Here is a 12,887-nt window from a genome sequence, read left to right as displayed (position 1 = left end):
TCATTCATAAGCTAAGTACGGAAAAAAGCCTTCAAGAAATTTTTCTGTAGCTGGCATGAAATATGAGCCAAAATGATAATCAGGATCTAGCGTTGTAATAATCCAATGACCATATTGTTCGGAGTTTTGTTCATATAGGACAGCACCGCCATTTTTTGAGGCAATTAATATTTCAGCATCTTCTGGTGGCCAAAACACGCCATGTTGATGCCATGTGCAATCATTTAGCGTAAGGTAACGTGCGAATAGTGAATGATTCGGTGCTGATAAAAGCAAACCACTATCAGCATTCTCTTCTAACCACCACCAAAAGTTAGTAGGTCTAAATTCCCAATTTTGATTTGGTAACCAGTCATGTGGTTGTGGTCCGAATGCGATAACGGTGCCTCCAGATTGTGCGAAAGCGTGAATTTTATTGACGCTTTTTAATAATAAGGGCTGGTTTAACTGCGAAGGCACGATCAATATATCAAGCATGCTAATGTCTGTTCCTAAAAAATCTGGATGGTAAATTAATTGGTCTATAAATTGATGAAACTTAGGTTCGTGGAATGTACGATAATGTGACTCATTTCCAGAGTATATAACACCTATTTTATTCATTGAATTCTCCTCCTTGTAACGATGTGATTTCTTGTTTTAACCAAGTTGTAAATTGACTAGAAATATAATCGGTTGTTTTATTTTGTGCTATGTATCCTAAAAGTGAACGGCCAGCGTGCATAAAGAGTGTGCCTTCAGTTGAAATTCTATCTACATAGGTCACAACATGTCCGTTACGAAATGTTAAGTGTATTTCATGTTCAGGTTGCGTTTGGTAATGGCCTCTTGCAAAGAAACCAGCGACCCCTTTATTAAATGTCATGTCGTCAGTATCGACATTGGCATAGATAGAGGAGTCATTGTTTGGATATAGCGAATAATCACTGAAATGATTAATGTGTTCCGGCATAAACAAAGCAGTTTTTGGTAAAAATGGTTTGAATAAGTGACCAAAAAAGACAATGACTTTTTTAGCGTTCAAATAGTCATCAATCAAACGCTTATGACGATACAAATATTCTTGATCTACGAAATTTGGAATAATAATTGCATCAAATTTAAAAATGTCTAATTTATGAATTTCATATTGACGGATATATTCTACTATTACTTCTTTGTCTATATTATTTTCTTTGGTTACGCCAAATGCATGTTCAGGGTCAATGTGCCCAATTAAATAAGTCATTAAAAACATCCTTTTATAATTAATTTGTTTTTTTGAAATAACATTTTTAATGATAATTAATTTTTTAATTGAAATTGAGAATCATTATCGGTAAAATGATTTATATATTATAAAATACGCATAAATATAAAATTTAGCAAGGGAAGTAGAAAAATGAATGAAATCGCATATTTAGCAATAGACATCCAATTTTCGAGACTTACAGAATTAGATCGTCAAAGAGGACTCGTGTTTTTAAATGTATACGATTTACCAAACACTAATTTAAATACATTTGATGGCGTAATTATTTCAAACCATATTGATGAACCTTATCTTTTGGCACATGACGCCATATTAACTGATTACATCAACCAAGGCGGAGTGATTTTCACATTAGTGGAAAAATCTTTACCTTGGTTGAATTGTGTATCGAATTGGAAAAGGTCTTCCATCCCATTAAAAGATCGGGCTTTAGAAGTGAAAGCAACGGATAATGGGCTTTTTGAGAACATTAAAGTAAAAGATTTGGAATATAGACGAGGCGTGCGGGGTTTCTTTTCAAGAGGCTATTTTGAAACAGTTCCTGAGCAAGCAAAAGTGTTAATAACGGATCAAGAACAACAACCTATTGTTTATGTAGACCGAACACATAAAGGAACGATATATGCAGGTGCTGGCACCGATATGTATCGTATCTATACATACGAAGACAACACTTCAAATCAAGTGGGGCTACAGATGTTAAATGCCATACGTACAGAAGCATCGAGAATTAGGGAGGATTATCAACATTGAATATAGCTTTGATTGTTAATGGGACACCATACCAAAATAGATTTTTAGAAGAACAGGAATTTAAGTATTTATATAATGACGTGATACATATTAGAACATTAAGTTCATACGACTTAAGTTGCTATGACACAATTTTATTATCGTGTCGGCTAGATATTCAATTATTGAAACAACATAGACAAATATTTTTAAATTTTTTAAAACAAGGTAAGCGGCTAGTAATTTTTGGAGAAGTATTGGATCAATGGTTTCCTCACATACATTGGGAAGATTCTGAAGTGAATTTCAGTTGGTGGGTTCGACCCAACGGCGACCTCCCGTTAAACCCTGATTATCAAACGCATAGTTTATATGAATACTTGAAAGTGGATGATATGAAGTGGCATTATCACGGCACGTTTGCTCCACCAAATGGCGCGAAATCACTGTTAAATACACCAGATGGACGGTCTATTTTTTATATTGATGATATCAATTTCAATGGCGAGTTAATCGTAACGTCGTTAGATCCAATGTTTCATATCGGACTCGGTTTTATTAATCAAGCAAAGCCATTTTTACATGGTTTAGGACAATGGCTAAGAACAGGAGATAATCAATGAAGAAAAAATATAGTGCTCTAGCTGGAATTGTATTATCAGCTACATTACTTACAGCATGTAATTCAAATACGACAGCTACGAATTCAGAAGAGAAAGAATTAACAAAAGAAGAAAAAATAGTGAAAGATCAAACAGGCCGAGAAGTGAAAATAAAGAAAGATCCAGACAGTATTGTAGTAGGAGGCATCTTACCATACTTTTCTACTTGGTTTGTAGGGACGAATTCTACAAAAGAAATTAAAGGTCTACATCCTAATGCGTATAACGCTGCAGAAAATTCTATACTTTCTAAAATATCGCCTGATATTAAAAAAGCGTCTACAGAATTTGTGAAAAATGGCGATGTGAATATAGAAGAACTCTCTAAAATAAACCCAGATGTCTATTTTGAAAATGCTACTGAACAGAAAACCTTAGATAAAGTTGCGGAGAGTGGTATACCAACCATGGGACTAGAAACAATCAAGGTAGAAGACGCTGATCCTTTAGCTACGTTTAACAGCTGGTTAAAAGTCACTTCAGATGTTAAAGGTGGTAAGACGAGCGATAGAACTGAGAAATTTATGAAAGAGGGAGAAAAATCTCAAAAAATGATTGATGATGGTCTAAAAGGCACGAAAAAATCAGACAAACCCAAAGTGCTATTCTTACATCAACATACAGACAACTCTATTGTTGTCGGTGGCGGTAATTTCTTTAGTGAAAAATGGACAGAAGCAACTGGTGGTATAGATGTTGTTGGCGATGACGGTGTCGATGGTCAAAAAGAAGTTAATATGGAGCAAATTTATAAATGGAATCCAGATAAAATCTATATTACGAACTTCACTGAGACCCAGCCAAATGATTTATTGAAAAACAAAGTGTCTGGTCAAGATTGGAGTCAGGTAAAAGCAGTTAAAGACAAAGCGGTCTATAAGGTCCCTTTAGGTATCTATCGTTGGTTCCCACCAAACGGAGATGCGCCATTAATGCTTAAATGGATGGCGCAACATAATCACCCAGATAAATTCAACTATGGTATGAAAGATGAAATTAAATCATATTACCAAGATTTTTACGACTATAAATTATCAGACGAAGATGTTGAGTCTATTTTACATCCGTCATCTGATGCAGCGAAGTATTAAGGAGTTAACTAATGAAGAAATCAAAAATATTATTATTAATTGTTTTACCACTTGTGGTAGCAATTATTTCACTCGGAGTAGGAAGAGTTTTTATAGATCCTATTACCATTATTAAAATTTTAACATCACAAATTATTCCTATAGAAGAAACTTGGGCGCCAGTGCAAGAAACAGTTGTGATGAATGTCCGTTTTCCAAGAATATTATTAGCCTTATTAATAGGGGGTGGATTGTCTATTTCTGGTGCGAGTTTCCAAGGCATGTTTGGCAACCCATTAGTTTCGCCAGACATACTCGGTGTTTCAGCAGGAGCTGGATTTGGAGCTTCCCTAGGTATATTGTTCTTTGGTAACACATTTGGCGCACAAATATTGGCTTTAGCATTTGGATTATTGGCGATATTGTTTGCATTCTTTGTAGCGGGAAATCAAAAAAATTCTCCAATCTTTATGTTTGTACTCGCAGGTGTCATTACATCAGCATTATTTAACGCGCTTATTTCATTAATGAAGTTCGTAGCTGATCCAGAAGAAAAATTACCTGCAATAACATATTGGTTAATGGGAAGTCTAGGAACTGCAACTTATAAAGATTTATATGTTGCGGCACCAATTATCATTATAGGTGTGCTCATATTGTATACACTAAGATGGAGACTCAATTTACTCACGTTACCAGAAGATGAAGCTAAATCTATGGGGATTCCTGTTGTATCTTTAAAATGGGCAATCATTGCAGGTGCAACGATAATCACAGCAGCTACGGTTGCAGTAGCGGGTATCGTAGGATGGGTTGGTTTAATCATCCCACATATTGCACGTATGTTTGTAGGTAACAATAATCAATATGTGTTACCTGTATCACTCGCTATCGGTAGTACGTATCTGTTAATTATTGATAACTTAGCTAGAAGTTTAACAGCTACTGAAATTCCATTATCTATCTTAACTGCAATTATTGGCGCACCATTTTTTGCATACTTATTACGCCGTATGGGAGGTTCGTGGTAATGCACTTAGAAGTAAAAGCAGGCAATTTTCATTATAAAAACAAACCTTATTTATATAAAGAAGATGTGAGTTTTAAATTGGCTCCTGCCGAGGTCTTATCCATTCTAGGGCCTAATGGTGCAGGAAAAACAACATTGCTAAAATGTGTTATTGGTCTGCTAGATTGGACGGATGGCGAAACGTTTATCAATGATGTCCCGTTAAATGACCTGAAGAAAAAAGAATTATGGAAGAAGATTGGTTATGTGCCACAAGCTCAAAAAATGACTTTTGGTTATACGCTCTCAGAACTTGTGATTATGGGGAGAGCACCATTTATAAGTACTTTAGCACAACCTTCAAAAAAAGATGAAGCGGCTGCAATTGAAGCGCTGGAAACAGTAGGTATTAGCCATTTAGCCAATCAATCATGTAACGAAGTCAGTGGCGGAGAATTACAATTAGCACTTATCGCAAGAACACTTGTGTCGGGCCCTGAATTATTAATACTGGATGAGCCAGAATCTCATTTAGATATTCAAAAACAAATTACGATTTTACAAACGATACGTAAGCTATCAAAAGAACAGGGGATATCGTGCATTATTAATACGCATTATCCAAACCATGCGTTTTATCTATCAGATAATGTAATTATTACTGGAAAAGAAAAAGGTATTGTCTTTGGTGAAACAACTGAAGTAATGACTGAACAAAGAATGAAACAATTCTTCGATGTTGATTTAAAGAAACTGTACTATGAAGATGAAGAACTACAACTTGAAACGATGGTTCCTAAAGATTTAGGAATCCCCAAAAACAAGACTTAAGAACAAAATAATTATAATAATTTGGTATACAAAAGATTTTAGAATATAAAAATCCCCGATTTTGAAAGTGCATGCTTGCCTGGGGTATGGCTCGAGCCTGTAGTCTCTCACTCATACTATTACCCTAGGCGTCATCTCTTTAAAAAATCGGCACAATTTTATAGAAGAACGATATTTCTGTATGGAATATACTCATCTATCTATTAAATATAGATAAAAATCATAATAATTTGGTATACAAAAATGCCCCTTTCTAAAGTTATAGAAAGGGGCATTTTTTTAACTCGGTTTGGGTATATCGACAAAATCTTGTTGTGCTAATGAGACTGTTTCACCTTGTTGGTGCATTTTTTCAATATGGAACTCTCCCCAATAACAAAGTGAAGAAAGTAATTCTCCTAGTGTTTGACCATAAGTTGATAATTCGTATTCAACTTTAGGCGGGATTTGATCATATACGATACGGTTGATGATACAGTCATTCTCTAGTTCACGTAATTGCTGTGTTAACATTTTTTGAGTGATCGTTGGAATAGCACGTTTTAATGCAGATGTACGCATCAACCCGTTGTTTTGTAAATGACATAAGATGACAGGTTTCCATTTTCCACCGATGACATCAATGGTTGCTTCGACGCCAATATTATAAGATTTGCTCATTTAATTACCTCCTTATAGGTACTCAAAGGTGCCTATAGTACTTTAAAGTGCGTACTTCCGCTTTTGATACGTGTAGTTTATATTAACACATACACAAAACAAGAAGGAGTCAAAAAACATTATGAGAAAAAACAAATTCGCTATATTAGCGTTAGCAATGTCTGCCTTTGCAATTGGAATGACTGAATTTATTAGTGTAGGTCTCTTACCGCTCATTATAAATGCTTTTAATACTACGATTTCATTAGCAGGATTAACTGTATCTTTGTATGCTGTGGGGGTAACAATAGGAGCACCTGTACTAACACCACTGACAAATAAAATGAAACGGAAGCATTTACTATTAATGATTATGCTTATTTTCATTGTTGCGAATACACTTGCTGCCTTTGCTACCACGTTTAGTATGTTGCTAGCAATGCGTGTATTATCGGCATTAATGCACGGAGTGTTTATGTCTATAGCCACAGCAATCGCAAGTGATTTGGTAACGCCTGATAAGCGTGCAAGCGCGATTGCAATGATGTTTACAGGTTTAACCGTTGCTACAATTACAGGCGTACCATTAGGAACGTGGATTGGTCAGCACTTTGGTTGGGAAGCGTCGTTTATTACGATTGCTATGATTGGATTGATCAGTTTAATCATTAATATATTTGCAGTGCCAAGTAATTTGAAAGAATATGCTCAGGCATCGATAAAGGAACAATTAGAAGTGTTTAAAAACAAGTCATTAATGATGGTTTATTTGATTACTGCACTCGGTTACGGTGGCACTTTTGTAGTCTACACATACCTGACTAGTATACTTACAGATATTTTGAATTATAGTGACGAAGCGGTGGTACTACTACTTGTGATATATGGTGTAATGGTTGCTATTGGCAATACACTTGGTGGGAAATTAACAAACAATAAGCCAACAAAAGTACTTATATGGATATTTTTAATTCAAGCTATTGTTTTATTACTTCTAGGCTTATCTGTGACACATTATTTCTTAGGTACGATAGCCATACTTATTATGGGGTTGTTCGCATTTATGAACGTTCCGGGTCTGCAATTGATTGTGGTGCTTTTTGCAGAACGTAAAAATAAGGCAACGACTAACTTTGCTTCTAGTTTAAACATTGCTGCCTTCAATATCGGTATCACATTGGGAGCGGTCATCGGAGGATATGTGCTCAATCATTTTTCTCTTTCAATGACACCATATTTTGGCTTTATTATGGTGGTGATTGCTAGCATTATGATGTATATCGTTTATAAAAATGAGACAGAAGTACAAGTAGATATACTATAAAAATTTCATAATAAGAGAGATTAACATTACTTCATTAAATATTTAAAAATGTAAAATTCCATAAAACAGTAATTTATTTTTGTATTAATCTTCTTTTAGATTTAAAATTTTAAAATAGTTAAATTATTTATAAACAAATAGAAAGAAGTGAACAGTTATGAATACAAAAGAGATATTATTTGAAAAGTTGGAAGAGAAGGAATCTGAGATGATTCAGCATCGTCGTTATTTACATCAACATCCGGAGTTGTCATTCCAAGAGGATGCTACGGCGCAATATATTAAAGATTTTTACAAATCGAAAGAAGTTACAGTTACGCAACCTGTTCTAGGTAGTAACGCAATTATTGTAGAAATCAAAGGGGGACAACCTGGCAAAACAATAGGATTACGCGCTGATTTTGATGCGTTGCCAATACAAGAAGAGATAGATGTGCCCTTTAAGTCAACAAATGAAGGGGTGATGCATGCGTGTGGCCATGATGCACATACCGCGTATTTGTTAGGATTAGCAGACGCATTAATTGAAATAAAAGATGAACTTTCAGGTACAGTTAAAATTATTCATCAACATGCTGAAGAAATGCCTCCAGGTGGTGCACAACAAGTGATGCAATCAGGTGCATTAAATGATTTAGATGAAATATATGGTATTCATGTAGTACCCGTCGCTGGTACAGACGTGATTGGATATAATAAAGGCAATGCTTTCGCTGGTAGTTCTACATTTACTTTAACGATTAATGGTTTAGGTGGTCATGCTGCGAGTCCTCATAAAACACACGATGCTTTGATTGCAGGTACCAATTTTGTAAACACCCTCCAAACAATAGTGTCTAGACGTATCGATCCTTCAGAAATGGGTGTGATTACTGTTGGTGCGTTTGATGCACCTGGTGGAGCCAATGTTATACAAGACAAAGTTACAATCAAAGGAACAGCACGTTATCTTAATGATGACTTAGAGCAATTTATGTATGAAGAGATTGAGAAAGTCGCAAAAAGCGTAGCGGTCGGTTTTGATGTTACGTATGATTTAGATTACCAATTTGGTTATCCTGTGCTATACAATCATCCCGCACAAACAGAACAAGTGGTAGATATTTTAACAGCAAGTAAGGGTGATTATTTTGAACATCTTGTAGAAATACCGTCAGTTTCAGGTTCTGAAGATTTTGCGTATTATTTAAAAGAAATACCAGGTGCCTTTTTCATCGTTGGCTGTAAACCAGAAGACATTGAAGCGCCATATATGAATCATCATCCTAAGTTTGAAGTGAATGAAGATGCATTATTAGTTGCAGCGAAAGCAGTGGGTGAAATTGCAATTAACAGACTTTCTGCTACAGACTAATCTTTGAAATATTCTTTTATAATTGGCCTCGTAACTTTTTATTGCATTTTGGATTGAACTACTCATAGCTCAACCAATAGCGAGATTTGCAATGAAAACACTGTACGCTAACAAATCGAACAGTTAATAAAGCATTTTTATCAACCAAAGTTAATATATTAAAATATAAAAAACACTTTCGAAAACATTCTATTTATATGAATGTAACGAAAGTGTTTTTTTATTATCTATTATAATGAAGCTTTTTGATCGATTGTCTAATTAAATTGTTCTGCGTGATGGTTTACTGTCATCTTTAAGTTTAGCTGATAATAATAATGCGATGACTGATATACCAGTAGCGACCATGAATGTTACATTCACACCATGAATCATACCTTCTAGACCTTCACTAGGAATAGCTGAAACAGACATTAACGTAATGAATAACGCTGTACCGATTGCACCGGCCATTTGTCTAAATGTGTTGTTCATAGCAGTACCATGAGCAATGAGACTATTCGGTAATTGATTAATCGCTAGCGTTGTCATAGGCATCATAACCATTGCTAGTGATACCATACGTACTGCGTTAGCCGTGGCAAGATAAGTAAAGGTTGTATCAGCTGTGAGCATTGTAAATGGTATTGTTGAAGCAACTAATACGAGCAAGCCAATACGAGCGAGCCATTTACCGCCAAATTTATCAAATAAATAACCTGTAATTGGGTTCATTATTCCCATAACAACAGCGCCTGGTAATAATACTAAACCAGATTCTAATGCAGAGAATCCAATCATATTTTGCATATATAATGGTAAAATAATGTTTGATGCGATTAATACACCAAATACGAACATGCTTAATGCTGTACCTAACGTATAAATGCTGTAGCTAAACACTCTAAATTCAAGCATAGGTTCTTTGAGGTTTAACTGGCGACGAATAAATATAACTAATGCAATGATACCAACGATAAGCGGTAAGATAAATTGTACACTGCCCCATCCTGCTTCTCCAACAGAACTGAAACTGTATAAGAGTCCACCAAAACCTAGTGTAGATAGAATTACTGATGCGATATCTAGTTTTGGGTTTGAAGTTTCTGTAACGTTTTTCAATAGGAAAATTGAAGCAACGATGATAACAACTGCAATTGGGAATACGACGTAGAAGACACTTCTCCATGAGAGATGCTCTACTAAAATACCTGATAGCGTAGGTCCAATCGCTGGCGCGAATGCAATGACTAAGCCGAATAAGCCCATTGCGGTACCACGTTTTTCTACAGGGAAAAGTAAGAATAAGATTGTTTGCATTAATGGCATCATAATACCAGCGCCTGCTGCTTGTAAGACACGTCCAATTAATAGCATTGAAAAATCTAGTCCGACAGCACAGATTAAAGTACCTAATGCAAAAATGCTCATGGCGGTTAAGAATAACTGCCTCGATGTATAACGTTGAATTAAAAATGCAGTAACAGGTATCATTATACCGTTTACTAACATAAATATAGATTGTAACCACTGTACCGTACTTTCAGATACTTGTAGGTCTTTCATAATAGGGGGTAAAGCTGTACCAAGTAATGTTTGGTTTAAAATTGTAATAAAGGCCCCTGATAATAATACGATAAATAAGGGGATTCTTTTTTCTACATGGAATGCTCCTGTTTCAGTCAATAGACTCACTTCTTTCATAAAAATAGCACATCTAAACAGTTTAACACTAAGCTCATTTTCAATCTAGTGATTGAGCTTAAAAATAAATAATACATCCGATAATTGATGAACAGGGACCATTTCTCAATCTATTTTAATAATTTTGAAATGGTGCGTATAATTTTCGTAGTGATTTACACATTTATAATGCTACGTATGAAATACTACACTTTTATTATAGCTAATGTCAAAATAAACTCTATTTATATGAAGGGAAATATAAATGAAGTTGAAAAATCAGGAGTTAACATAAATTATTTAGATTAATTTCAGAACTCTATAAAGTGATTGCTAGAGCTTTTTGTGGAATTAATAAGGGTATAAAAAAATGATTTTGCAAAAATATTTTAATTATTCTGAATTTAAAATATATCTATCTATGGGTCACTTTTGCTATAATAAATAAGTAAATAAATCATTTAAGTCATAATCGTATCTATTTACATGTAATAAGTTTAAAATTATCATTAAATTATTGGAAAGTATTTGGATAAGTAATCAGTAATCTATACATTTAAAGTACAATTGTACAGATTATAGATATTCAAATAAAAGGAGAGTAAATAATGAATAAACAAGATTTAATCGCTCCAGAAACTTATAACATAGTGAGCGAAATCGAAAAATTTACAGTAGATCAATCTAAAAAAGCTGTAATATTTGAAAATGAAACAGGAGAAAATAGAGAAATTACATATACCAACCTTATCAAAAATGCGAATAAAGTTGGTAATATGTTTTTAAAATATGGTTTTAAAAAAGGTGACAAAGTGCTCGTCATGATGCCACGTTGTATTGAGACATATGAGGTTTATCTTGCTGCTTTAAAATTAGGTATCATTATTATCCCTAGTTCTGAAATGTTACGTACGAAAGATTTACAATACAGAATTACACATGGTGAAGTAAAAGGAATTGTAGTTATTTCAGATGCGCTTGATGAGTTTAAAGCAGTCAAAGAATACGACACTTTAACTAAATTTATTGTTGGCGGTCAAGAAGATGGATGGATGTCAGTTGAAGATGAAAAAGCAAATTCAACGGATCAATTAGAGATTGTTGAAACTTCTCGTGAAGATATTGCTTTATTATCTTATACGTCTGGTACAACTGGTAATCCTAAAGCTGTTGTCCATTCACACGGTTGGGGCTATGCACATATGCAGATGGCGCCAAAACATTGGTTGAGTATTAAAGAAGACGATATTGTTTGGGCAACTGCTGCACCAGGGTGGCAAAAATGGGTATGGAGCCCATTGTTATCAATTATGGGATCAGGTGCAACTGCCTTTGTATATAATGGAAGATTTGATGCTGAAAAATATTTACAGTTATTACAAGATAATAAAATTAATGCGCTTTGTTGTACACCGACTGAGTATCGCTTGATGGCAAAACTGTCTAATTTAACAGATTATAATTTAGAACATTTGCATAGTGCAGTGTCTGCAGGCGAACCATTAAATAGAGAAGTCGTTGAAAAATTCCAAGAAAACTTTGATCTTACGGTAAGAGATGGATACGGCCAAACAGAAAGTACACTGTTGATTGGATTTTTAAAAGATACAGAGAGCCGTCCCGGTTCAATGGGTAAAGCAATCCCTGGTAGTCATGTAACAGTTATTAATGATGATGGTGAACTTTCTAAAGTAGGCGAAGTAGGTAATATCGCAGTGCCGTTAGACTTACCTGCATTATTCAAAGGTTATTATAAAGACCCAGAACGCACAGCAGAACCACAAAATGGTGACTATTTTATGACGGGTGATTTAGCTAAAATAGACGAAGATGGTTATTTCTGGTTTGAAGGTCGTAAAGATGACATCATTATTAGTTCTGGCTATACAATAGGACCATTCGAGGTTGAAGATTCACTTACGAAACATCCTTACGTAAAAGAATGTGCTGTTGTTGCAAGCCCACATGAAATTAGAGGGAACATCGTTAAAGCATTTATTATTTTACAAGATGATGTAACTGGTAATGAAGACACAATCAAAGAATTACAAAACTACGTCAAACATGACGTTGCGCCATATAAATATCCAAGAGCCATCGAGTTTGTCGAAGACTTACCTAAGACCAACTCAGGTAAAATTAGACGTATCGAATTAAGAGACGCTGAGAAAAAGAAACAATCGTAATTGATTAAACTTAAAAATGCTTAGTACACAAAAACCTGGCAATATCATTGAGTAATTTTAATGATAGTGCCAGTTTTATTTTTTTATTGAAAAGTGTTTGCTCTTTTTATTACGTCATATCATCTGTATTATAATATCGAAAGTAATGGGAATGCTAAATGCGGTT

12 protein-coding genes are annotated in these 12,887 nt (G+C 34.7%); 8 read left to right on the top strand and 4 right to left on the bottom strand.

The features are described 5' to 3' along the window. Both AOB58_RS08495 and AOB58_RS08490 read right to left on the bottom strand, forming a co-directional pair. Positions 1-603 carry a hypothetical protein gene (locus AOB58_RS08495; RefSeq protein ID WP_021339926.1) on the bottom strand — a complete coding sequence of 201 codons (603 nt, stop codon included), beginning with the start codon at positions 601-603 and terminating at the stop codon, positions 1-3. Next, a complete protein-coding gene (locus AOB58_RS08490) occupies positions 596-1,228 on the bottom strand; it encodes a hypothetical protein (protein ID WP_064783277.1) in 633 nt (210 codons plus the stop codon). Before AOB58_RS08490 ends, AOB58_RS08495 begins: the two co-directional genes overlap by 8 nt. Positions 1,229-1,381: 153 nt before the next feature. On the opposite strand from AOB58_RS08490, the gene AOB58_RS08485 reads away from it, so the two are divergent. From AOB58_RS08485 to AOB58_RS08465, 5 genes are read left to right on the top strand one after another with little or no spacing between them, the layout of a single operon-like run. Next, on the top strand, positions 1,382-2,005 hold the full coding sequence (locus AOB58_RS08485) for a hypothetical protein (protein ID WP_002506118.1): 624 nt from the start codon (positions 1,382-1,384) through the stop codon (positions 2,003-2,005). After that, positions 2,002-2,607, top strand: a complete 606-nt coding sequence (locus AOB58_RS08480) for a hypothetical protein (RefSeq protein ID WP_002511942.1) — start codon at positions 2,002-2,004, stop codon at positions 2,605-2,607. Before AOB58_RS08485 ends, AOB58_RS08480 begins: the two co-directional genes overlap by 4 nt. Next, entirely contained in the window at positions 2,604-3,737 is a 1,134-nt protein-coding gene (locus tag AOB58_RS08475; protein WP_064783276.1) for an ABC transporter substrate-binding protein, read from the top strand. The genes AOB58_RS08480 and AOB58_RS08475 overlap by 4 nt, the downstream gene beginning before the upstream one ends. 11 nt (positions 3,738-3,748) lie before the next feature. Further along, positions 3,749-4,747: a FecCD family ABC transporter permease gene (locus tag AOB58_RS08470; RefSeq protein WP_002506115.1), complete on the top strand. Its 999-nt coding sequence runs from the start codon at positions 3,749-3,751 to the stop codon at positions 4,745-4,747. Further along, on the top strand, positions 4,747-5,556 hold the full coding sequence (locus AOB58_RS08465) for an ABC transporter ATP-binding protein (RefSeq protein ID WP_064783275.1): 810 nt from the start codon (positions 4,747-4,749) through the stop codon (positions 5,554-5,556). The genes AOB58_RS08470 and AOB58_RS08465 overlap by 1 nt, the downstream gene beginning before the upstream one ends. Positions 5,557-5,835: 279 nt before the next feature. Here AOB58_RS08465 and AOB58_RS08460 read toward each other — a convergent pair whose 3' ends face one another. Beyond that, entirely contained in the window at positions 5,836-6,216 is a 381-nt protein-coding gene (locus AOB58_RS08460) for a winged helix-turn-helix transcriptional regulator (RefSeq protein ID WP_064783274.1), read from the bottom strand. A 121-nt stretch (positions 6,217-6,337) separates the two neighbouring features. Between AOB58_RS08460 and AOB58_RS08455 the strand changes: the two genes are divergently transcribed. Then, a complete protein-coding gene (locus tag AOB58_RS08455; protein ID WP_064783273.1) occupies positions 6,338-7,519 on the top strand; it encodes an MFS transporter in 1,182 nt (393 codons plus the stop codon). Between the two features lie 157 nt (positions 7,520-7,676). After that, a complete protein-coding gene (locus AOB58_RS08450; protein ID WP_021339920.1) occupies positions 7,677-8,873 on the top strand; it encodes an amidohydrolase in 1,197 nt (398 codons plus the stop codon). Positions 8,874-9,134: 261 nt separating this feature from the next. Here AOB58_RS08450 and AOB58_RS08445 read toward each other — a convergent pair whose 3' ends face one another. After that, complete coding sequence (locus AOB58_RS08445) at positions 9,135-10,556, bottom strand: MDR family MFS transporter (RefSeq protein ID WP_002506109.1); 1,422 nt, start codon at positions 10,554-10,556, stop codon at positions 9,135-9,137. Between the two features lie 587 nt (positions 10,557-11,143). On the opposite strand from AOB58_RS08445, the gene mbcS reads away from it, so the two are divergent. After that, positions 11,144-12,721, top strand: coding sequence for an acyl-CoA synthetase MbcS (gene mbcS / locus AOB58_RS08440; RefSeq protein WP_002506108.1), 1,578 nt, complete (start codon positions 11,144-11,146; stop codon positions 12,719-12,721). Positions 12,722-12,887 lie beyond the last annotated feature (166 nt).

The sequence above is a fragment of the Staphylococcus sp. AntiMn-1 genome, from assembly GCF_001663395.1.
GTDB classification, from domain to species: Bacteria; Bacillota; Bacilli; order Staphylococcales; family Staphylococcaceae; genus Staphylococcus; species Staphylococcus equorum.
The sequence above is the reverse complement of the archived record's forward strand: the minus strand, read 5'-3'. Positions and strand labels throughout refer to the sequence as shown.